Source organism: Geodermatophilus sp. SYSU D01119 (assembly GCF_054049975.1).
The window spans coordinates 170,977-191,962 of record NZ_JBJGYL010000008.1; the positions used below are offsets into that span (position 1 = coordinate 170,977).

Genomic DNA, 20,986 nt, shown 5'->3' on the forward strand with positions numbered 1-20,986 from the left:
CGGCCGACGGAGGGGGTGGACGGTGTACGCGGAGGAGCGCCAGCAGGCGATCGCCACGCTGGTCACCGAGCAGGGGCGCATCGCGGTGACCGCGGTGGCCGAGCAGTTCGGGGTGACCACCGAGACGGTGCGCCGCGACCTCGCCGTCCTCGAACGGGCGGGCGTGCTGCGCCGGGTGCACGGCGGCGCCGTGCCGAGCGGCGCGCTGACCCTCGTGGAGACCGCGCTCGCCGAGCGCAACGCCACCCGGGCGGAGGCCAAGCGCAAGATCGCCGCGGCCGCGGCCGACCTGCTGCCCGCCGCGGGCGGCAGCGTCCTGCTCGACGGCGGCAGCAGCACCGCCGCGCTCGCGGAGGTGCTGCCCGGCGACCGCGGCCTGTTCGTCGCCACCAACTCCGTGCCGATCGCCGCCCGCCTGGCCACCGCCCCCGGCATCACGCTGCACGTGCTCGGCGGCCGCGTGCGCGGGCTGACCCAGTGCGCCGTGGGCGAGTCCCCCGTCCGCGCGCTCGCCGACCTGCGCGCCGACGTCGCCTTCCTCGGCACCAACGGCATCACCCCCGGCCACGGCCTGACCACCCCCGACGAGGCGGAGGCCTCGGTCAAGCGGGCGATGGTCGCCGCCGGCCAGCGCGTGGTGGTGCTCGCCGACAGCAGCAAGATCGGCCGCGAGCACCTCGTCCGCTTCGCCGCGCTCGACGACGTCGACGTCGTGGTCACCGACGGCGGCGCCGACCCGGCCGACGTCGAGCGGCTCGAGGACGCCGGCGTCGAGGTCGTGGTCGCGTGAGCGCCGTCCCGCGACGGGGCCGGGTCGTCACGCTCACGGCCAACCCCAGCCTCGACCGCACCCTCGCGCTGCCCGGCCCGCTGGCCCGCGGTGAGGTCACGCGGCTGGGCGCCAGCGTCACCGAGCCCGGCGGCAAGGGCGTCAACGTGGCCCGCGCGCTCGCCGCGGCCGGGGCCGACGTGGAGGCCGTGCTCCCGGCCGACGAGACCGATCCGCTGGTCACCGCACTGGCCGCCCTCGGGTTGCCGCCGCTCATCGTGCCCACCGGGGTCCCGGTGCGCACCAACTACTCGCTCATCGAGCCCGACGGCACCACGACCAAGCTCAACGAGCCGGGCACCGCCCTGGACGCCGACGCCAGGGCCGCCCTGACCGCGGTCCTGACCGGTGCCGCTCGCGACGCCGCCTGGGTGGTGCTGTCCGGCTCGCTGCCCCCGGGCACCCCCGAGGACTGGTACGCCGACCTGGTCCGCGCCGTCCGCGGCACCGGGGCCCGGGTCGCCGTCGACACCTCCGAGGCGCCGCTGCGGGCCCTGCTCGCCGCGGGCCCGGACGCCGCGCCCGACCTGCTCAAGCCCAACGCCGAGGAGCTCGCGCAGGTCACCGGCACGAGCGAGGCCGAGCTGCTGGCCGACCCGGCGGCGCTGTCGACCGCGGTCGCGCGGCTGCACGACGGCGGCATCGGCGAGGTGCTGCTGACCCTGGGCGGCGACGGCGCCGTCCTGTCCACCGCGGCCGGTGAGGTCTGGTCGGCCCGCGCGCCGCGGATCGCGGTCCGCAGCACCGTCGGCGCCGGCGACTCCAGCCTGGCCGGCCACCTGCTCGCCGACCTGGCCGGCGCCCCCGCTGCCGACCGGCTGCGGCGCGCGGTGGCCACCGGCTCGGCGGCCGCGGCGCTGCCCGGCTCCGCCGTCCCGACACCGGACCGGGTCGATCCGGCCGCCGTCGCGGTCACCCCCGGCCTGCCCGGGGTCCCCGCATCCCCCGAACCCGTCCCGGCCGCCGGCCGCGACGTCCCCTGACGCCCCGGAAGGTCCGTCATGTCAGCACTGATCACCCCAGAGCTGGTCGTCCTCGACGCCGATCTCGGCTCCGAGAAGGCCGCGGTCGTCCGCCGCCTCGCCGCCCTGGTCGCCGACGCCGGCCGCGCCACGGGCGCCGAGGCTCTCGCCGGTGACGCCCTCGCCCGCGAGGCGCAGGCGGCCACCGGCCTGCCCGGCGGCATCGCCATCCCGCACTGCCGCTCGGCGGCGGTCACCCGGGCCTCGCTCGCCTTCGCCCGGCTCAGCCCGCGGGTCGACTTCGGCGCGGCCGACGGCCCGGCCGACCTGGTCTTCCTCATCGCCGCGCCCGCCGAGGGCGACGCCGACCACCTGACGCTGCTGTCGGCGCTGGCCCGCGCCCTGGTGCGGCCCGACTTCGTCGCCGCGCTGCGAGCCGCCGCCACGCCGGCCGAGGTCGTCGCGCTCGTCGAGGAGGTCGTCTCCCCGAGCCCGGCCGCCGGCGCCTCCGCGGCCACCAGCACCCCCGCGCCGGCCACCACCCCCGCTCCCGCGGCGGCGTCCACGGAGAAGGCCCCGGCCCGCCGCCGCCTGGTCGCGGTGACCGCCTGCCCGACCGGCATCGCGCACACCTACATGGCGGCCGACAAGCTCACCGCCGCCGCGCAGGCCGCCGGCGTCGACCTCGTCGTGGAGACCCAGGGCTCCTCCGGCGCCACCCCGCTCGACCCGGCGGTCGTCCGCGACGCCGAGGCCGTCGTCTTCGCCGTCGACGTCGGCGTGCGCGACCGCGACCGGTTCGCGGGCAAGCCGGTGGTGCAGGCCGGCACCAAGCGGGCCATCAACGACCCCGACGGCATGATCCGCGAGGCGCTGGCCGCCGCCGACGACCCGAACGCGCGCCGCGTCCCCGGTGCCGGCGCGGGCGCCGGCTCCGGTGAGGCCGCCGCGCCCGCGGCCCGCCCGGGCACCGCCTCGGAGATCCGGCGCTGGCTGCTCACCGGCGTCAGCTACATGATCCCGTTCGTCGCGGCCGGCGGTCTGCTCATCGCCCTGGGCTTCCTCTTCGGCGGCTACCAGATCGTCAACCCGAACCCCGACGTCGAGGGCTCCAGCTACGCGCTGAGCTGGGTGCTCAACAACTCGTTCTTCGACCTGCCCACCGCCTCGGGCGTCGAGGGCCTCAACGACGGGTTCCTCGGCTACCTCGGCGCCGTCTGCACCGTGCTGGGCCAGGCCGCATTCGGCTTCCTGGTCCCGGCGCTGGCCGGCTACATCGCCTTCGCGATCGCCGACCGCCCCGGCATCGTGCCCGGCTTCGTCGTCGGCGCCGTCTCGGTGAGCGTGGGGGCCGGCTTCATCGGCGGCCTGGTCGGCGGCATCATCGCCGGCTTCGCGGCCCGCTGGATCGCCTCCTGGAAGCTGCCCACCGGCGTCCGCGGCCTGCAGCCTGTCGTGATCATCCCGCTGCTGGCCACGCTGATCTCCAGCGGCATCATGGCCGTCCTGCTCGGCCGTCCGCTGGCCGCGGCGCTCGAGGGCCTCGGCAACTGGCTCAACGGCCTGACCGGCACCTCGGCGGTCCTGCTCGGGATCATCCTCGGCCTGATGATGTGCTTCGACCTCGGCGGCCCGGTGAACAAGGCGGCCTACGTCTTCGCCACCACCGGCCTCGCCGCCGGCAGCGGCGCCCCGCTGGTCATCATGGCGACCGTCATGGCCGCCGGCATGGTCCCGCCGCTGGCGATGGCGCTGAGCACGCTGGTCCGGCCGAAGCTCTACACCCCGGCCGAGCGCGACAACGGCAAGGCGGCCTGGCTGCTCGGCCTGTCGTTCATCTCCGAGGGCGCCATCCCGTTCGCCGCGGCCGACCCGCTGCGGGTGATCCCGTCGATGATGCTCGGCGGCGCCACCACCGGCGCGATCGTGGCCGCCAGCGGCGTGGAGCTGCGGGCCCCGCACGGCGGCATCTTCGTGTTCTTCGCGATGAACGGCGTGCTGATGTTCCTGGTCGCGCTGGTCGTCGGGACCGTCGTCGGCGCCCTGGCGGTCACCGTCGCCAAGAGCATCGGCGGGAGGAAGACGGGCACCGACGTCCCCGAGGACGCCGTCGACCTGGCCCACGCGCACACCGCCGGCACGTCCGCGCCGGCCCCCGGCGCGCCGGCCCGCGTGTGACACGGCAGGCTCGACCCCACCACGACCGTTCCTGAGAAGCGAGGACGACGCATGCCCAGTCAGACCGTCACCGTCGGCTCCCGGGTCGGCCTGCACGCCCGCCCGGCCGCGCTCATCGCCGAGGCCGTCGGCAAGGCAGGCGTCCCGGTCACCCTGGCCACGCCGGGCGGCGCGCCGGTCGACGCCGGGTCGCCGCTGATGATCATGACGCTCGGCGCCCAGAAGGGCGCGGAGGTCACGGTCACCAGCGACGACGCAGCCGTGGTCGAGCGGATCGCCGGCCTGGTGGCCGCCGACCTCGACGCCGAGTAGCACCGGCGCACACGACAGCGGCGCCCGTCCCCCGGTGGGGACGGGCGCCGCTGTGCGTCCGGGGTCCTGCCGCCGCGCGGCGGGACCGGCGCGTCAGGCCTGGTCGGGCCGGGAGACGTCGCCGCGCCAGGCGCCGGTCTCGGTGCCGCGGCTCTCGATGAACTCCTTGAACCGCTTCGCGTCGGCCTTGACCTGCCGGTCGTCGAAGCCCAGCGCCGCGCCGGCCTTCTCGACGATGCCGGTGGGCTCCCAGTCGATCTGGATCATCACGCGGGTCCTGGTGTCGTCGAGGCGGTGGAAGGTGACCACCCCGGCGTGCTTGGCGTCGCCGGAGGTGCTCGTCCAGGCGACGCGCTCCTCGGGGTGCTGCTCGGTGATCTCGGCGTCGAACTCGCGCTTCACGCCGTCGATGTTGGTGATCCAGTGGGTGTGCGTGTCGTCGATCTGCGTGATGCGCTCGACGCCGCCCATGAACTGGGGGAACGACTCGAACTGGGTCCACTGGTCGTAGGCGACGCGGATGGGGACGTCGACGTCGACGGATTCCTGCACGCTGGCCACGGGAACGCTCCTCGTTGCTCGGGATGTCGTTGGGTCGCCCCAGCCCCTACCCCGCCTCCCCGGAGCGGACACACGCAGGTCAGCGCAGCGCGGCGGCGACGCTCCCCCGCACCGGGCGGCCCTCGAGCAGCAGCATCTGCGCGAGGTGGTAGGCGTCGGGCTGCCCGGCCCAGGTGCCGCTCGCGACCTCCCCGGACGGCGTCAGCTCGTGGTGCCAGCTGCCGGTGGCCGGGTCGGCGAAGCGCTCCTCCCCGTGCGCCCGCCACGTGCGTGCCAGGTCGGCGTGGCGCTCGTCCCCCGAGACCGTACCGACCACCCCGGCCGCCGCGACCGCCTCGCACAGCACCCAGTGCATCCGCGCCGGCACGACCGGACGGTCGTCCCAGTCGAGCGTGTACGGGAAGCCGGGCTCGCCGTCGGCGGCCCACCCCCGGCCGGCGGCGGCGCCGAACAGGGCGACGGCGTCGTCGAGCAGCCACGCGGGCGGGTCCTCGAGCACGGCGCGCAGGTGCAGGGCGAGGCGCGCCCACTCGAACTGGTGCCCGATCGTCACGCCGTAGGGCCGGAAGGGGTCGGCCGGGCGGTCGCGGTTGTGCTCGGGCAGCGGCTCCCAGCGGGCGGTGAAGTGCTCGGGCAGCCGCCAGTCGCGCTCTCGCGCCCAGCCGTGCACCACCCGCTCGACGCTGCGCAGGGCCCGCTGCCGCAGCCGGGCCGCGTCGTCCCCGCCGAGGGCGTCGGCGGCGGCGAGCGTGGCCTCGACGCCGTGCATGTTGGCGTTGGCTCCGCGGTAGTCCGACAGCCGCGACCAGTCCGGTGTCCACTCCTCGACGGCGAGCCCCTCGGCGTCGTCCCAGAACCGCCGGTCCCACACCTCCAGCGCCTCGTCGAGCAGCGCCCGGCCGGCCGGGATCCCCGCCGTCGTAGCCGTCGCCCCGGCCAGGACGGCGAAGGCGTGCACGTACGCCGACTTCGCGCCGTCGTCCTCCGCGGCGCGCCAGCCGCCGTGCGCGCCGTCGTGCAGGGGCCCGCCGCGCAGCGCCGCCACCCCGGACGCGGCCAGTTCCTCCGCCCCTGGCCGGCCGAGCAGGTGCGCGAGGCCGAACACGTGCGTCATCCGGGCGACGATCCAGGTCTCCTGCGGGCGCGGGAGCACCTGCCCGTCGGAGCCGAGGTAGCCGAAGCCCCCGCCGGGCAGCGCGGAGCGGGCGGCGAACGCGAGCAGCCGGTCGAGGTCGGTCACCGGCGCACGGTAGCGCCGTCAGCTCCCCGGCCGGACCACGCCGGTCTCGTAGGCACGGACGACGGCCTGCACCCGGTCCCGCACGCCGAGCTTGGCCAGCAGGCGCGTGACGTGCGCCTTGACCGTGGCCTCGGTGACCACGAGGGAGCCGGCGATCTCGGCGTTGGACAAGCCCTGCGCGACGAGCAGCCACACCTCGCGCTCGCGCGGGCTGAGGTCGGCGGCGGCGTCCGGCCCGCGCGCCGGCACCGGCGCCCGCAGGTGCCGCTCGATGAGCCGCCGCGTCACCGCCGGGGCGAGCAGGGCGTCACCGTCGGCGACGGTGCGCACGGCGTCGACGAGCCGGCCCGGCGGCGCGTCCTTGAGCAGGAACCCGGCCGCCCCGGCCTCCAGCGCGCGGAAGACGTACTCGTCCAGGTCGAAGGTGGTGAGCACGAGCACCTGGGGGCCGGCCGGGTCGCGGCGCAGCCGCCGGGTGGCCTCGATGCCGTCCAGGCGCGGCATGCGCACGTCCATGACGACGACGTCCGGCCGGGTCCGCAGCGCCACCTCGACCGCCTCGGCGCCGTCCCCGGCCTCGCCGACCACCTCGACGTCACCCGCCTCGAGCAGCCCGGTGATGCCCGACCGGACCAGCGCGTGGTCGTCGGCGACGACCACCCGCAGCCGCCCACCCGCGCTCACGCCGCCCCCACCGGGAGGACCGCGCGCACCAGCCACCCACCGCCGGGCTCCGGCCCGACCGTCAGCGACCCGCCGTACACGCGGACGCGCTCGCGCATCCCGGGGATTCCGTAGCCACCCGAGGCCAGGTCCGACGTCGCCGGCGGCGGGGCTCCCGGGGACGCCCGGCGGCCGCCGTCGCGGACCTCCACCGTGAGCTCGGTCCCGGCCCGCGAGACGGACACGGCGGCGCGGGCCCCCGGTGCGTGCCGCCGGACGTTGGTGAGGGACTCCTGCACGATCCGGTAGACCGCCAGCGAGGGCCCGTCCGGGACCGGCCCCTCGACGTCGACGTCGAGCGTCGCGTCGAGGCCCGCCGCCCGCGCGTCCTCCACCAGGTCCGGCAGCCGTTCGATGCCCGGCTGCGGCAGGTAGACGGCCTCGCCCTCCCGCAGCACGTCGAGCAGGTGGCGCATCTCCGCCATGGCCTCGGTGGCGGTGCGGCGCGCCAGGCCGATGTGGCCGCGGGCCCGCTCGTCGTCGCGGCCGACGAACTGCTCGGCGGCGCCGGTCTGCAGCACCACGACCGAGACCGCGTGCGCGACCACGTCGTGCAGCTCGCGGGCGATGCGGGCGCGCTCCTGGGCCACGGCCCGCCCGGCTGCGGCGGCCGAGCCCTCCTCGGCCCGCAGCGCCGCGAGGGCGCGGTGGTGGACGACGCGGCCGCCGGTCCAGGCGCCCGCGACGAAGAAGAACAGGAGCACGAGGGCCCGCGGGTGGGCGGCCTCGACGCCGAAGTAGCCGAGCTGGCCGGCCGTCGCCATGGCGGCGACCGGCAGGGCGCCCAGCCCCAGCGCGGCCGGGAGGGAGCGCACGTGCACCGCGACCGTGAACGCCGACAGCAGCAGGCTCGGGAAGGGCGTGAAGGTGGCCGCCGCCTCCGCGGTCGCCGCGTGCACGACGAGCGCCGCGGAGACCACGGCGGTGACCCAGCCGGGGAACCGCCGGCGCACCGCCAGCGGGAGGGTGGAGACGAGCACGAAAGCCGCCCCGGGGAGGAGCTCCAGGTCGGGCGAGAGGACGACCTCGACCAGCCCCCACACCGCGAGCCCCGCGGCGACGGCCAGGTCGAGCCCGGTGGTCCAGCGGGGCACCTCAGCCGCCGCGATGGCGGGGTGCCGGACGGCCGGCGCGCTGGTGGTCACGGCCGCCGAACATAGGGGCCGCCGGCCGTCCCGTGCGTCCTCCCCGAGGCGACACGGATGTCGACCCAGGTCGACATCGCCGTCGCGACCCGCGGCCGCCGGATGTGGACCGTGGACCGACGCCGGCCCGTCCGCTGCGTCCCTAGCGTCCTCGGCGACCGCCCGACCGTGGCGTCCCCACCGATCCGAGGAGCCCCCCCGTGACCACCACCCTGCCCGCCCCGTCCGCCGCCGCGACCCGGCGTCCCGACGCCCGGGCCGGCGCCGCCGCGCTCGTCGCTGCCGGCATCTCCGTCGCCGTCGGCGTCACCCAGGTCCTCTTCCCGCAGGACACCGACCCCGCGATCGACCCGCGGACCGCCGCCATCCTGGTGGGCACGGCCGTGATGCTCTGGGCGCTGCCGGTCCTCTACGCCCGGCTCGCCGGGCTGGCCGGCACCCGCTGGCCCGCGGTCGTCGCCTCGGCCGGGACCGTGCTGCTGAGCGCCGGCATGCTCTCCAGCGTCGCCAACGGGGAGGACCTGGCCTTCTTCCCCGCCGTCGCCCTGGTCGCGAACGGCCTCTGGTTCCTCGGGTCGATCGGCCTCGCGGTCACGCTGTGGCGGTCCGGGCGGATCTCCCGGCCGCTCGCCGCGCTGCTGCCCCTCGTGACGCCGGTCTTCCTGTTCCTGTCCCAGTCCGGCGGCGGCGTGCCGGTCGGCGCCTACCTCGCCGTCGTGGGCTGGCTGCTGCTGCGCGGCCAGCTCGACCGCCGCGCCTGACCCCCGCGGCAGTCCCGCGATCATGGCGCCGTGACCGTCCGGAGGACCGGATCGGGAGTTCCGGCGCCATGATCGCGGGTGCGCAGGGCTCAGAAGGCGAGCGCCGTCCCCGGGTCGGACAGCAGCGCGCCGACGTCGGCGAGGAACCGGCTGCCCAGCTCGCCGTCGATGATCCGGTGGTCGAACGACAGCGCCAGCTGTGTCACCTGCCGGACCCGCACCTTGCCCTTGTGCACCCACGGCATCTCGCGGACGGCGCCGAAGGCCAGGATCGCCGACTCGCCGGGGTTGAGGATCGGCGTCCCGGTGTCGACGCCGAAGACGCCGACGTTGGTGATCGTGATCGTGCCGCCGCTCATGTCGGCCGGCGCCGTCCGCCCGGCGCGCGCCGTCTCGGTGAGCTCGGTGAGCGCCCCGGCGAGCTCGGCCAGCGACAGCCGGCCGGCGTCCTTGACGTTCGGCACGACCAGCCCGCGCGGGGTGGCCGCGGCGATGCCCAGGTTCACCTGCCCGTGGACGACGATCTCCTGCGCGGCCTCGTCCCAGGAGCTGTTCACCATCGGGTGCCGCCGGGCGGCCAGGAGCAGCGCCTTCGCCACGAACAGCAGCGGGCTGACCTTGGCGCCGGCGAACTCCGGGCGGGCGGCGATCCGCTGCCGCAGCTTCATCATCCGCGTGACGTCGACGGTGAGGAACTCCGTGACGTGCGGCGCGGTGAACGCGCTGGCCACCATGGCCGCCGCCGTCGCCTTCCGCACGCCCTTGACCGGGATCCGCTCCCCCGCGGTCGCGGCCGGGGGTGCGGGGACGGAGGCGAGGGCGGGAGCCGGCGCCGGAGCCGGCCCGGCCGCCGCGGCGGTGACGTCGTCGCGGGTGATCACACCGCCCGGGCCGCTGCCGGTGAGCAGGGCGAGGTCGACGCCGAGGTCCTTGGCCAGCTTGCGCACCGGTGGCTTGGCCAGCGGGCGCGCCCGTCCCCGGCCCGGCCCGGCGGGACGCGACGGCGCGGCCGCCTCGGTGCGGGCGTGCGCCTCGGCCTGCCGGCCCACCTCGAGCCCGCCGTGGCGCACCGGCTTGACCGTGGCGTCGGGGGCGGTGGCCAGCAGCGGCGGGCGCTCCACTCCTCCGGAGCCGTAGTCGGCGCCGACGGGCTCGGGCGCCGGGGCGGAGGCGTGTGCGGCGGTGGGCGCGCCGGCGTGGGCCGCCCGGCGCGGACGGCGGCGGGCCTCGGTGTTCCGCGGGCCGTAGCCCACCAGCACCGCGGTGCGCCCGCCCGGGGCCGCGCCGCCGATCAGCCCGGCGGCGGGCTCGGCGGCGGCCCCGTCACCACCGGACGGGGCGGGCGCCGGGGCGTCCCCGCCGACGTCGATGGTGATGATCGGCGTGCCGACGTCGACCGTCGTCCCCGGCTCGAACAGCAGCTCGGTGACCGTGCCGGCGAACGGCGAGGGCAGCTCGACGGCGGCCTTGGCGGTCTCCACCTCGCACAGCGGCTGGTTGACCGTCACGGTGTCTCCCACCGAGACCAGCCACTGCAGGATCTCGCCGTCGGTGAGCCCCTCGCCGACGTCGGGGAGCTTGAACTGGCGCAGGGTGGGCTGGGTCGAGGACATCGTCAGAAGCCCATCGAGCGGTCGACGGCGTCGAGCACGCGGTCGAGGTCGGGGAGGTACTCCTCCTCGAGCTTCGACGGCGGGTAGGGCGTGTCGTAGCCGCCCACGCGCAGCACCGGCGCCTCCAGCGAGTGGAAGCACTGCTCGGTCACCCGGGCGGCGATCTCCGCGCCGAGGCCGAGGGTCACCGCGGCCTCGTGCACGACGACGCAGCGCCCGGTGCGGCGCACCGAGTCGAACACCGGCTCGAGGTCGAGCGGGGACAGGGTGCGCAGGTCGACGACCTCCAGCGACCGGCCCTCCTCAGCGGCGGCCTCGGCGGCCTGCAGGGCCGTCTTCACCATCGGGCCGTAGGCGAGCACGGTGACGTCGTCGCCGCCGCGCACCACCCGCGAGGCGAACAGCGGGTCCGGCGTCGCGTCCGTGTCGACCTCCGCCTTCTCCCAGTACCGCCGCTTGGGCTCGAGGAAGACGATCGGGTCGGGGTGGGCGATGGCCTGCTGGATGCCCCAGTAGGCGTCGACCGGGTTGCTGACGGCGACCACCTTGAGGCCCGGCGTGTGCGCGAAGTACGCCTCCGGGCTCTCGCTGTGGTGTTCCACCGCGCCGATGCCACCGCCGAACGGGATGCGGATGACGATCGGCATGGCCAGCCGGCCCCGCGAGCGGGCGTGGATCTTGGCCACCTGGGTGACGATCTGGTTGTAGGCGGGGAAGACGAACCCGTCGAACTGGATCTCGCACACCGGCCGGTAGCCGCGCATGGCGAGGCCCACGGCGGTGCCGAGGATGCCGGCCTCGGCGAGCGGGGTGTCGACGACGCGGTCCTCGCCGAAGTCCTTCTGCAGGCCGTCGGTGATGCGGAAGACCCCGCCGAGGCGGCCGATGTCCTCGCCCATGAGCACGACCTTCGCGTCGTCCTCCATGGCGCGGCGCAGGCCCAGGTTGAGGGCCTTGCCGATCGTCAGCGTCTCGGCCATCAGTGCCCGCTCCCCTCGAAGGACGCCTGGTAGGCCTCGAACTCCGCCTGCTGCGCGGCGAGGTGCGGCGTCTGCTCGGCGTAGACCTGGTCGAACATCGCCGTCCCCGGCGGGTCGGCCATCTCCAGCGTGCCCTTGCGGATCCGCGCGGCGAGCTCGTCGGCCTCGCCCTCGACGCCGTCGAAGAACGCCTGGTCGGCGATGCCGCTGCGCGACAGGTGGGCCTTGAGCCGGGCGATCGGGTCGCGCAGCTTCCACTCCTCCAGCTCGCTGGCCAGCCGGTAGCGGGTGGGGTCGTCGGAGGTGGTGTGCGCGCCCATCCGGTAGGTGAACGCCTCGATGAAGGTGGGGCCCTGACCCTCGCGGGCGGCCTGGAGGGCGGCCCGGGTGACGGCGAGGACGGCGAGGACGTCGTTGCCGTCGACGCGGACGCCGGGGAAGCCGAAGCCGGCCGCGCGCTGGTACAGCGGGACGCGGGACTGCCGCTCCAGCGGCACGCTGATCGCGTACTGGTTGTTCTGGCAGAAGAAGACGACCGGGGCCGAGAAGCTGGCCGCCCAGATCATCGCCTCGTTGACCTCGCCCTGGCTGGTGGCGCCGTCGCCGAGGAAGGCGAGCGTGGCGGTCTCCGCGCCGTCGCGCTGCAGGCCCATGGCGTAGCCGGTGGCGTGCAGGGTCTGCGCGCCGATGACGACGGTGTAGAGGTTGAAGCCGGTGGCCACCGGGTCCCAGCCGCCGTTGTCGACGCCGCGGAACAGGCTGATGACGTGCAGCGGGTCGACGCCGCGCACCCAGGCGACGCCGTGCTCGCGGTAGGTGGGGAAGGCCATGTCGTCGGCGGCCATGGCGCGGCCGGCGCCGATCTGCGCGGCCTCCTGGCCCAGCAGCGAGGCCCAGATGCCGAGCTCGCCCTGGCGCTGCAGCGCGGTGGCCTCGACGTCCCAGCGGCGCACCAGCACCAGGTCGCGGTAGAGCGAGCGCAGCTCCTCGTCGCTGACGTCGATCGAGTACTCGGGGTGCTCGACCCGCTCGCCCTCCGGGGTCAGCAGCTGCACCAGACCCGGCTGCTGCGGCAGATGGGGGGCCGCCGCCCCCGGTACGGGGTCGACCACCTCGGTGGTCGCGCTGGACACGCTCACGCGCTGCTCCTCGCCGTCGTCCGCGGCCGCCGGGGTCACCGGCGGGGCCGCGGGATGGGACGTGTGTGTGGCGCCGGGGTGTGGCACCACTCACACATCGTGGCACGCCCCGCCCTCTTCCGGAGCACACCACCCCCCGGACGGGATGCGCAAGACCGGATCGGTGGATCGAGCAGATCGCGCACTGCTAGGACGTCCGACCATGTCAGACTGAGCAGCGTGCCCCCCGGCCCTGATCGCCTGGACGCCACCGACGCGCGCCTCGTGCAGGCGCTGACCGCCGACCCGCGGGCCACGGTGATGGCGCTGTCCCAGTCGCTCGGACTGGCCCGCAACACCGTCCAGGCACGGCTGGCGCGGCTGGAGTCCAGCGGCGCGCTCGCCCCCTTCGCCTCCCGCGTCCGGCCCGAGGCGCTCGGCTACCGGCTGAGCGCCTACGTGACGGTGCAGGTGGTGCAGCGCAGCCTCGAGGAGGTGGCCGCCGCGCTCGCCGCCCTGCCCGAGGTGCTGGAGGTGACGGCGCTGTCGGGGGCCGCCGACCTGCTGGTCCGGGTGGTCGCCGTCGACGCCGACGACCTGTGGCGGCTCACCGAGCAGGTGCTGGCCCTGCGGGGCGTCCAGCGCACCGACACCGCGCTGGCGCTGCGCCGCTACGTCGACCACCGCGTCGACCCGCTGCTGGAGCGGGCCGCGGGAGAGCGGCCGCCGGCCGGGTAGGGGACGGCGGTGCCCGACGCCACGCCCCTCCCCGACCTGCTCGACGAGCTGCTGCGCACCTACGGCCCCTGCGGCGAGGAGGGCGCGGTGCGCGACGTCGTCCGCCGCGAGCTCGAGCCGCTCGCCGACGAGGTGACCGTCGACCCCGCCGGCAACCTGGTGGCCCTCCTGCACGGGACGGACCGGTCCGCACCGCCGGTCCGGGTGGCCGCGCACCTCGACGAGCTGTCGATGATGGTCAAGCGGGTGGAGCCCGACGGCACGCTCCGGGTGACCTCGCTCGGCGTCATGTACCCGGGCAACTTCGACCTCGGTCCGGTCGCCGTCCTCGGCCGGCGGGAGACGCTCACCGGCGTGCTCACGCTCGGCTCGGAGCACACGACCACCGACTCCACGCGCATCTGGGAGACCAAGCCCGACCAGGGCGACAAGGCCATGGACTGGTCGCACGTGTACGTCTTCACCGGGCGGTCGGCGCGGGAGCTGGCCGACGCCGGCGTGCACCCCGGCACCCGGGTCTGCGTGCACGCCGACAAGCGCGGGCTCACCCGCTTCGGCGACCACCTCGGCTCCTCCTTCGTCGACGACCGGGCAGCGCTGACCGCGCTGGTCGGGACGGCCCGCCTGCTGCGCGGGCGCCCGCACGCCGACACCTACCTGCTCGCCACCACCAGCGAGGAGATGGGCGGCATCGGTGCCGGCTGGGCGAGCCGCACGCTGCCCGGCGAGCTGACGATCGCCCTCGACGTCGGTCCGGCCGAGCCCGAGTACCAGGTGACCGTCGACGGCGGGCCGGTGGTCGCCTACGCCGACGACGCCGTCGTCTACGACCGCCCGGTCGCCGACGCGCTGGTGGACGTCGGCCGCGAGCTCGGCCTGGACCCGCAGACGGCGGTCTGGCAGTCCTCCGACTCCGACGCCTCCCGGGCCGAGGCCACGGGCCAGACGGCGCGCGCGGCGCTGGTCAGCCTGCCGACGCTGAGCACCCACGGGTACGAGGTGCTGCACTCCGGCACGGTCGACCGCACCGCCCGGCTGCTCGCCGCCTTCCTCGCCCGCCCGCTGCCCCCGGTCGGCTGACGGTCAGCCGGCCACGCGGCGGATCCGCACCGGCCCGCGGGCGGTGGCGACGTCGACCACCGCGCCGCGCTGGGTCACCTCGACCTCGCCGCGGGCGGCGAGCCGGCCGGCCACCTCCCGGGCCTCCGGCACCAAGCCGCGCCAGCCGTCCGGATCGACGGCGCGGGCGGCCTCCGACGGGCAGATCGTCGCCCCGGGCGCGCGGGCCTCGAGCAGCGCGCCGATCGCGCGCTCCAGGGCCGCCGTCGTGTCCCCGGCCGTTCCCTCCACTCCTCCACTGTGCGCCGTTTCCGCAGGTCGCGCCCGCGGGTAGACCCTCGGCCATGGCCAAGGACACCCCCGTGGGGACGTTCGGCAAGGGCAAGCGCGGGATCAGCACGCTCGGCTGGGCGGTGCGCGGCGCGGCCGCCGGGGCCGCGGGCACCACCGCGCTCAACGCCGTCACCTACCTGGACATGACCGTCCGCGGGCGCGGCACCAGCTCGACGCCGGAGCAGACGGTGGAGGCGCTGGCGCGGAAGGCGCACGTGCCGATCCCGGGCGACGAGGAGCACCGGTCGAACCGGATCGCCGGACTCGGGCCGATGACCGGGCTGGTCGCGGGCATCGGCGTGGGCGTCGTCGTCGGGCTGCTGCGCGCCTCCGGCTTCCGGTCCCAGCCGCTGGTGGGCACGCTGCTGACCACGCTCGGCGTGCTCGTCGCCTCGAACGGGCCGATGACCGTGCTGGGCGTCACCGACCCGCGCACCTGGTCGGTCACCGACTGGGTCAGCGACGTCGTGCCGCACCTGGCCTACGGCGCCGTCGTCAAGACGACGATGGACGCCTTCGACCGTCCCTGACGGAGGACCACCCTTCCCCCCACGCCTCGCACGCTCGGCGCGGGCCCCTGGAGGGTGGCCGTTCCATCAACTCACCGTCCAGCCGCGCTCGTCGACGCCGCCGGGCACGGGCGCGGCGGGGTCGTAGGGCGTGCGCGTGAAGACGAACGTGCCGACGTCGAGGTGGTCGGCCGCGATCGTCAGCGTCTCGCCGGCGTAGTAGCCGTCCAGGCCGACCCACGTGCCGTCGTCGCGGCGGCGGAACCGGCTGGCCCGCCCGCTGCGGCCCGGCAGCGGCCCGAGGTGCAGCAGCCCGCCGGCCACCGCGCGCAGTGCCAGCGGCGCCGGGCCCCAGTACCAGATGCCCAGCTGCTCCAGCGGCACCGGCGGCTCGGCCGGGCGCCAGGCGTCGACGACGCGCGGCTCGGCGGCGCGCAGGTCGGCGAGCAGGCCCGGGACGAGCGCGGAGTCCAGCCCGCTGGTGGTGTTGGCCAGCGACACCCCGCCGGTGCCCTCCTCGCGGTCGACGAACACGCCGGCGAGGAAGCCCGGCATCGAGCCGCCGTGCCCGGTGAGCGTCCGCCCGTCGACGCGCAGCACCTGCAGCCCCAGCCCGTAGGACGACCAGGACGGCGAGGACGGGTCGACGCCGGCCGGCACCGCCATCTCCTCGAGGGTGGCGGGCGACAGCACGTCGCCGGTGTCGCCGAGCAGGAAGGCGGCGAAGCGGGCGAGGTCGGCCAGGGTGGCCCACAGCTGCCCGGCGGCGGCCATCACGCCGGCGTGGTGCTCGGGCTCGGGCAGCGCGACGTCGGCCCACGGGTGCACCGCCCGGCCCTGCGCGGCACGGCCGGAGGGGCGCGGCGTCGTCCGGGTCATGCCGAGCGGGGCCAGCACCTCGGCGGTGACGACGTCGTCCCAGGAGCGACCGCGCGCCCGCGCGACCAGCTCGCCGAGCAGGCCGAAGCCGAGGTTGGAGTAGTGGAAGCGCCGGGCCTCCCCGAGGACGACGTCGCCGCCGTCGAGGGCGAGCTCCTCCAGTGAGCCGCCGGGCACCCGCTCCCACCAGCCGCCGGGGCTCTCGGCCGAGGCGCCGGCCAGGTGCGACAGCAGCTGCCCCACCGACCGGTCGCCGAAGGGCGTGCCGGGCACGTGGTCCTCGAGCGGGTCGTCGAGGCCGAGCCGGCCCTCGTCGCGCAGCCGCAGGACGGCGACGGCGGTGACGGTCTTGCTGATCGAGCCGAGCCGGTACTGGACGTCGGTGTGCGGCTCGGCGACGTCGCCGCGGCCGGCCGACCACGCCAGGCCGCCGTCCCGGACGACACCCGCCACCAGGCTCGGTGCCCGGCCGTCGCGCTGCGCGCGTGCGGTGCGGGCGAGCAGGGTGCGGGCGGTGGCGGGCAGCACGGGCTCGGGCATGCCCGGAACCGTAGGTCAGGCGCGGGCGGGGACCGCCAGCCGCCCGGTGCGCACGGCCCAGCGCTCGAAGACCACGGTGGCCAGCGGCGGGATCGACGCGACGAGCGCGAGCAGCGCCGTCCAGCGCGACCAGCGCAGCACGCGGGCGGCGACCAGCGTGACGAGGACGTAGGCGACGAACACCGCGCCGTGGACCGGCCCGAAGACCTGCACGCCCACCTCGGAGGTCTCGGGCACGTACTTCACGTACATCCCGGCCAGCAGGCCCACCCAGGACAGCGCCTCGGCGACGGCGACGACGCGGAAGGCGAGGGCGACGGTGCGGGGGTTCATCGGTGCGGTCCTCGGGTCCGGGGGCGGGTCGGTTCCGGAGGGTCCAACGCGGCGGGGCGCCCGGGTGTCCCGGACGGGGGTGTGACCTGGGTGGCAGGGTCGGGCCCGTGCGGGGTCTGGCGCGGCGCGAGTTCTGCCTCGTGCTGCTGCGCCGGATGGCCGACCTGCGGCCCGACCTCGTCGCCGCCGCCCTGCCGCGGCTCGGGGCCACCCGCGCGGAGGCGCACGCGGCGCACACCCGGTGGCAGGCGCTGCACCACGCGCCGCGGGCGCCGCGCGGACTGGCGCTGCGGGCCGCCGTCCTCGGGCCCGCGGAGCGCGTCGAGGTGCGCCCGTTCGGCGACCTGGAGCTCGACGTGCGGCACTGGCCACTGCCGCTGTGGCCGCACCTGCGCTGGGAGGTGGTGTCCACCGTCGAGGGCGCGGTGCTGCACGAGCACCTGGTGCGCGCGCCGGACTCCCCGGTGCCGCCTGCGGCCGACGGGCGGCTCCGGGTGTGGGAGCACGTGGTCGCCGACGTCAGCGGCCTGCCCGGCGCGGAGGAGGCCGACCCGCAGGTGGTCACCCGCTGGGAGGTGCGGCTGCCCTCCGGCGACACCGCGGCCTTCGTGTGGGGGCTGCTGCAGGTCGTCAGGAGGCAGCGGCCGTAGGCCTCGGGTCGGGACGGCCACCCCTCAGGGGCCCGCGCCGAGCCTGCGAGGCGTGGGGGGAGGGGTGGTCCTTCACCCGATGCGGCGGGCGCCGGCGTAGCCGCCCATCGAGTCGACGCTCGCGACCTTGACGACGTCGCCCGACGTGGGCGCGTGCACCATCTGGCCGTTGCCGATGTAGATGCCCACGTGGCTGACCGGGCTGTAGAAGAAGACCAGGTCGCCGGGCTGCAGGTTGGCGCGGGAGACCGCGGTGCCCATCTGCGACTGCATGCGGCTGGAGTGGGGGAGGCTGATGCCGGCGGCGCGGAAGGCGTACTGCGTCAGGCCGGAGCAGTCGAAGGAGCCCGGGCCGCCGGCCGCCCACACGTAGGGCTTGCCGCGCTGGGCCATGGCGGTGGCGACGACGGTGCCGGCGACGCCGCTGGCCGGCGCCGCGGCCGGGGCGGCGGAGGACCCCGAGGAGGACGGGGCGGTAGAGGAGGCCGGCGCCTCCTCGCGCTCCTCGTCGCGGCTGGCGCGCTGCTCCTCGGCGGCGTGCGCGGCCGCGGCGGCCTCGAGGGCGGCGCGCTGCTCCTCGGCGGTGAGCCGGGCGAAGTCGGCCTGGTAGTCGGCGATCTGGCTCTCGAGGTCGGCCTGCTGGGCGGCGACGGCGTCGTACTGCCGCTGCGCCTCGGCGGCGTGCTCGGCGGCGGCGGTCTGCGCGGCGGTGGCGGCCTCGGTGGCGGCCGCGGCCTGGCCGAGCAGCTCGCCCTGGTAGCCGGCGACGCCCTGCAGCAGCGTGACGCGGTTGACGAACTCGTCGGCGTCGGCGCTGGTCATGAGCGCCTGGAGCGGGCCCATGCTGTCGCCGGTGTAGGCCGAGCGGGCGATGCCGACCACCTGCTGGCGGGCGGCGTCGACGGCGGCCTGCGCCTGGACGAGGGTGGCGGCGGCGGCCTCGGCGGCGGCCTGCTGGGCGCTGAGCACCTCGCGCGCCTCGTTGAACTGCTCGGTGACGACCTCGAGCTCGTGGCCGCGGGCGGCGACCAGCTGGGCGGCCTCGGCGGCGGTGGCGGGCTCCTCGGCCTGCGCGGGGACCGCACCCAGGCCCAGCCCGATGCCCAGGGCGCCGGTGAGGGCGAGGACGGCGCGGCGGCAGCGGGAGCGGCCGGTCGCGGGCATGCCGGGGACAGACGTGCGCAGGGACGCCACGCGCCAGTTCTCCTCTTCCCAGGCCGCCTACCGGGTTAGCTGACGGGTTCGGACGTGGACTCGCCCGGCGCGTGCGGGCACGCGCTACACCCCAGGACTGCGGTGGGTCCCCGGCCCGGCCTCCCCGGAGGGCGACCGGCTCGACGGCGTCCTCGGGGTGTCACCCAGGTTGGTGACGGAGCGCCCCGTTGGACGTACTGAGAGTAGGGGCCGTGACCGCGCCGTGACAACGGTTTCTTGTAATTACATGGCTCACCCCCGCGTGTCCCCGGCGCCAGGACGCCGGACCCCGCCGGTTTGGGACGGCCCCGGGACGTGTAGGAGTCTGCTCATGTCCTCCTCCACCCGGATGCGCCTCGCCCGCCCGCTCGTCGTGCTGGCCCTCCTCGGCTCCCTGACGGCCTGCGGCGACAACACCGACTTCACCCGCGGGCCGACGAACTGCGACTCCAGCGGGGAGAACGCCAGCAACGAGAACGACGCCAGCTGCCAGGAGACCGGGGTCAACCCGGGCAACGACGCGCCCACCACCGACGACACCTCCGACGACTGATCGTCTCCCCGAGGGGCGCGCGGACGCGGCGGCTGGTGGCGTGACCCGGTGAGCCCGGGACGGACGTGGACGGCGGCCCGGCTGCGCGCGGAGTCGCGGGGACTGCTCGGCAGGGCCCGTCGGCTGCTGCTCGGCCGCGACCTCGCGCTGATCGCCGCCGGGCTGACGTTCTACGCGGGCATCGCGGTGGTGCCGCTGCTGCTCGTGGCGGTGCGGCTCACCGCCCTGGTCACCTCGCCGGAGGAGGTGCGCGCGCTCAGCGCCCGGCTGGCCGAGCTGCTGCCCACCCCGCTGGGGGCGCCGGAGGCGGTGGAGCGCCTGGTCGCGGCCGGGGTCCGGGTGGACCTGCTCGGCTTCGTCCTGGCCCTGCTGCCGCTGTCGCTGTACGGGGAGGGCCTGCGGCGGGCGCTCCTGCGGTTCAGCCAGCGACGGGAGAACCTCACCGCCTGGCGGGGGCGGCTCTCGGCGCTGCCGCTGGTCGTCGTCACCCCGCTGCTGCTGTACCCGCTGCTGCTCGCCGCCCGGGTCATGGCCGACCTGGCCCGGGAGGACGGCGTCGGGCCGGCGCTCGGCCGGTTCTTCGTCGGCTACTACACGGTCCTGTTCGTGCTCACCGTGCCGCTGCTGTGGGGCTTCGGCGTGGTGGCCGGCGGCCGGCACCGCCGGGGCGCCCTGGTCGGCGGCGCGCTGTTCACCGCGGCCTGCCTGTCGGGGTTCCTGCAGGGCTTCGTGCTGTTCCTGTCGCTGCCGCTGGACCTCGGCGCGCCGTTCGGCGGCCTGGACGCGGTCGGCGCCGTGGTCGCCATCGGCCTGTGGCTGTTCATGCTGCACCTGGTGCTGCTCAGCGGCTGGCTGCTCACCCAGGCGCTCGACGAGCGGCTCGGTCAGCCCGCGGGCTGGCCGGGCCACCCGCCGCCGGCACCGGGCCAGCCGCCCTCGGGCGCGGGGGCGCCGGGCGCCGGCGGGCCGGGGGCTGGTTCCCCGGGCGGCGGGCCGGGTGCGGGTTCCTCGGGAGCGGGGGCCGGCCCGCCGGGCCCGGGCGCGCCGGGGCCGGGCGCCGGCGCCGGGTCCGCGGGCGGCGGCTCGGGCTCGGGCGCGGGCTCCACGTAGTCGCTGCCGTTGCTCACCAGGATCGACACGACCTGGCCGGGCACCGCGCGGCCGCCCCGCGGCGGGCTGGTGCCGAGCAGCGTCCCCGGCGCCTCGTCGCTGTCGACCCGCACGGTCCTCGGCTCGAAGCCGGCGTCGGTGAGCGCCCGCTCGCACGCGCGGACGCTCGAGCAGCCGGGCACCGGGCGGGTGTTGCCGTTCATGACCGTCTCGTCGGCGGGCGGGAAGTCGCTGCTGCCGCGGGCGGTGAGGATCGGCTCCATCGCGTCGCGCCAGATGGTGGCGCCCTTGCCGCCACCGAAGCCGCCGACGTCCTCGTTGCGCTTCGGGTTGAGCACCATGACGCTCGCGGTGATCTCGGGCGTGTAGCCGACGAAGGCGACCGAGTAGTTGTCCTGCGAGGTGCCGGTCTTGCCGGCGATCTGGTGCCCGCGGACGTAGGCGCGCGACCCGGTCTGACCCGGGTTCCCCGGCTCCACGTCCTTGCGGAGCATCTGGTTCATCGTGTTCGCGACGCCGGGCGGGATCGCCTCGGGCGTGCACCGGTCCCCCACCGCGAGCGGCTCGGCGGCGGGGGCGGCGGCCGGCGCCCCCGCGGGGGCCCCCTCGCCGGGCACCCGGACGCCCACCCCCTCGGTGGCCCCGGCGGCCCCCGACGCGTAGAGG

22 protein-coding genes, 1 pseudogene and 1 riboswitch are annotated in these 20,986 nt (G+C 76.5%); of the genes and pseudogenes, 11 read left to right on the forward strand and 12 right to left on the reverse strand.

Going from position 1 to position 20,986, the window contains the following annotated elements; all coding sequences use genetic code 11:
• Positions 1–22 precede the first annotated feature (22 nt).
• The 4 genes from ACI79X_RS08700 to ACI79X_RS08715 are packed head-to-tail and all read left to right on the forward strand — an operon-like array spanning position 23 to position 4,281.
• Positions 23–790: a DeoR/GlpR family DNA-binding transcription regulator gene (locus ACI79X_RS08700; protein WP_457025017.1), complete on the forward strand. Its 768-nt coding sequence runs from the start codon at positions 23–25 to the stop codon at positions 788–790.
• Positions 787–1,812 (forward strand): 1-phosphofructokinase family hexose kinase, encoded by a 1,026-nt coding sequence (locus ACI79X_RS08705; RefSeq protein ID WP_457025018.1) that lies wholly within the window; start codon positions 787–789, stop codon positions 1,810–1,812. Before ACI79X_RS08700 ends, ACI79X_RS08705 begins: the two co-directional genes overlap by 4 nt.
• A gap of 18 nt (positions 1,813–1,830) precedes the next feature.
• Positions 1,831–3,969 (forward strand): PTS fructose transporter subunit IIABC, encoded by a 2,139-nt coding sequence (locus ACI79X_RS08710; protein ID WP_457025019.1) that lies wholly within the window; start codon positions 1,831–1,833, stop codon positions 3,967–3,969.
• Between the two features lie 51 nt (positions 3,970–4,020).
• Positions 4,021–4,281 carry an HPr family phosphocarrier protein gene (locus ACI79X_RS08715; RefSeq protein WP_073420985.1) on the forward strand — a complete coding sequence of 87 codons (261 nt, stop codon included), beginning with the start codon at positions 4,021–4,023 and terminating at the stop codon, positions 4,279–4,281.
• A gap of 93 nt (positions 4,282–4,374) precedes the next feature.
• On the opposite strand, the gene ACI79X_RS08720 is transcribed toward ACI79X_RS08715, so the two are convergent.
• From ACI79X_RS08720 to ACI79X_RS08735, 4 genes are all read right to left on the reverse strand, one after another.
• Positions 4,375–4,842 (reverse strand): SRPBCC family protein, encoded by a 468-nt coding sequence (locus ACI79X_RS08720; protein ID WP_457025020.1) that lies wholly within the window; start codon positions 4,840–4,842, stop codon positions 4,375–4,377.
• Positions 4,843–4,921: 79 nt separating this feature from the next.
• Positions 4,922–6,082 carry an AGE family epimerase/isomerase gene (locus ACI79X_RS08725; protein WP_457025021.1) on the reverse strand — a complete coding sequence of 387 codons (1,161 nt, stop codon included), beginning with the start codon at positions 6,080–6,082 and terminating at the stop codon, positions 4,922–4,924.
• An 18-nt stretch (positions 6,083–6,100) separates the two neighbouring features.
• Positions 6,101–6,766, reverse strand: coding sequence for a response regulator (locus ACI79X_RS08730; RefSeq protein ID WP_457025022.1), 666 nt, complete (start codon positions 6,764–6,766; stop codon positions 6,101–6,103).
• Positions 6,763–7,950: a sensor histidine kinase gene (locus tag ACI79X_RS08735; RefSeq protein WP_457025023.1), complete on the reverse strand. Its 1,188-nt coding sequence runs from the start codon at positions 7,948–7,950 to the stop codon at positions 6,763–6,765. The genes ACI79X_RS08730 and ACI79X_RS08735 overlap by 4 nt, the downstream gene beginning before the upstream one ends.
• A 200-nt stretch (positions 7,951–8,150) precedes the next feature.
• Between ACI79X_RS08735 and ACI79X_RS08740 the strand changes: the two genes are divergently transcribed.
• Positions 8,151–8,711, forward strand: a complete 561-nt coding sequence (locus tag ACI79X_RS08740) for a hypothetical protein (protein ID WP_457025024.1) — start codon at positions 8,151–8,153, stop codon at positions 8,709–8,711.
• Positions 8,712–8,800: 89 nt separating this feature from the next.
• On the opposite strand, the gene ACI79X_RS08745 is transcribed toward ACI79X_RS08740, so the two are convergent.
• From ACI79X_RS08745 to pdhA, 3 genes are read right to left on the reverse strand one after another with little or no spacing between them, the layout of a single operon-like run.
• Positions 8,801–10,324 (reverse strand): dihydrolipoamide acetyltransferase family protein, encoded by a 1,524-nt coding sequence (locus ACI79X_RS08745; RefSeq protein WP_457025025.1) that lies wholly within the window; start codon positions 10,322–10,324, stop codon positions 8,801–8,803.
• A 2-nt stretch (positions 10,325–10,326) separates the two neighbouring features.
• Positions 10,327–11,304: an alpha-ketoacid dehydrogenase subunit beta gene (locus ACI79X_RS08750; RefSeq protein WP_457025026.1), complete on the reverse strand. Its 978-nt coding sequence runs from the start codon at positions 11,302–11,304 to the stop codon at positions 10,327–10,329.
• Positions 11,304–12,443 (reverse strand): pyruvate dehydrogenase (acetyl-transferring) E1 component subunit alpha, encoded by a 1,140-nt coding sequence (pdhA, locus tag ACI79X_RS08755; protein WP_457025027.1) that lies wholly within the window; start codon positions 12,441–12,443, stop codon positions 11,304–11,306. Before pdhA ends, ACI79X_RS08750 begins: the two co-directional genes overlap by 1 nt.
• A 219-nt stretch (positions 12,444–12,662) precedes the next feature.
• On the opposite strand from pdhA, the gene ACI79X_RS08760 reads away from it, so the two are divergent.
• Both ACI79X_RS08760 and ACI79X_RS08765 read left to right on the forward strand, forming a co-directional pair.
• On the forward strand, positions 12,663–13,160 hold the full coding sequence (locus ACI79X_RS08760) for an Lrp/AsnC family transcriptional regulator (protein WP_457025028.1): 498 nt from the start codon (positions 12,663–12,665) through the stop codon (positions 13,158–13,160).
• A gap of 9 nt (positions 13,161–13,169) precedes the next feature.
• Entirely contained in the window at positions 13,170–14,240 is a 1,071-nt protein-coding gene (locus ACI79X_RS08765) for a M42 family metallopeptidase (RefSeq protein WP_457025029.1), read from the forward strand.
• Between the two features lie 3 nt (positions 14,241–14,243).
• On the opposite strand, the gene ACI79X_RS08770 is transcribed toward ACI79X_RS08765, so the two are convergent.
• The gene (locus ACI79X_RS08770; RefSeq protein WP_457025030.1) at positions 14,244–14,510 is read right to left on the reverse strand and encodes a DUF3253 domain-containing protein; all 267 of its coding nucleotides are present in this window, start codon (positions 14,508–14,510) and stop codon (positions 14,244–14,246) included.
• 53 nt (positions 14,511–14,563) lie between these two features.
• On the opposite strand from ACI79X_RS08770, the gene ACI79X_RS08775 reads away from it, so the two are divergent.
• On the forward strand, positions 14,564–15,082 hold the full coding sequence (locus ACI79X_RS08775) for a hypothetical protein (protein WP_457025031.1): 519 nt from the start codon (positions 14,564–14,566) through the stop codon (positions 15,080–15,082).
• Positions 15,083–15,148: 66 nt separating this feature from the next.
• Here ACI79X_RS08775 and ACI79X_RS08780 read toward each other — a convergent pair whose 3' ends face one another.
• Positions 15,149–16,480 carry a serine hydrolase domain-containing protein gene (locus ACI79X_RS08780; protein ID WP_457025032.1) on the reverse strand — a complete coding sequence of 444 codons (1,332 nt, stop codon included), beginning with the start codon at positions 16,478–16,480 and terminating at the stop codon, positions 15,149–15,151.
• Between the two features lie 15 nt (positions 16,481–16,495).
• Entirely contained in the window at positions 16,496–16,813 is a 318-nt protein-coding gene (locus tag ACI79X_RS08785; protein WP_457025033.1) for a DUF3817 domain-containing protein, read from the reverse strand.
• Positions 16,814–16,920: 107 nt separating this feature from the next.
• Here ACI79X_RS08785 and ACI79X_RS08790 point away from each other — a divergent pair, with 107 nt between their 5' ends.
• Complete coding sequence (locus ACI79X_RS08790) at positions 16,921–17,463, forward strand: hypothetical protein (RefSeq protein WP_457025034.1); 543 nt, start codon at positions 16,921–16,923, stop codon at positions 17,461–17,463.
• Between the two features lie 72 nt (positions 17,464–17,535).
• Here the strand turns inward: ACI79X_RS08790 and ACI79X_RS08795 are convergent, their stop codons facing one another.
• Complete coding sequence (locus ACI79X_RS08795) at positions 17,536–18,657, reverse strand: C40 family peptidase (RefSeq protein ID WP_457025035.1); 1,122 nt, start codon at positions 18,655–18,657, stop codon at positions 17,536–17,538.
• A 7-nt stretch (positions 18,658–18,664) separates the two neighbouring features.
• Positions 18,665–18,801, reverse strand: a riboswitch (cyclic di-AMP (ydaO/yuaA leader).
• 187 nt (positions 18,802–18,988) lie between these two features.
• Here ACI79X_RS08795 and ACI79X_RS08800 point away from each other — a divergent pair.
• Positions 18,989–19,210 carry a hypothetical protein gene (locus ACI79X_RS08800; RefSeq protein WP_457025036.1) on the forward strand — a complete coding sequence of 74 codons (222 nt, stop codon included), beginning with the start codon at positions 18,989–18,991 and terminating at the stop codon, positions 19,208–19,210.
• Positions 19,211–19,258: 48 nt separating this feature from the next.
• Positions 19,259–20,077 (forward strand): annotated as a pseudogene (locus tag ACI79X_RS08805) (YhjD/YihY/BrkB family envelope integrity protein); the annotation flags it as partial.
• A 17-nt stretch (positions 20,078–20,094) separates the two neighbouring features.
• Here the strand turns inward: ACI79X_RS08805 and ACI79X_RS08810 are convergent.
• Positions 20,095–20,986: penicillin-binding transpeptidase domain-containing protein (locus tag ACI79X_RS08810; protein ID WP_457025037.1), on the reverse strand; the 892-nt coding region annotated here is incomplete at its 5' end.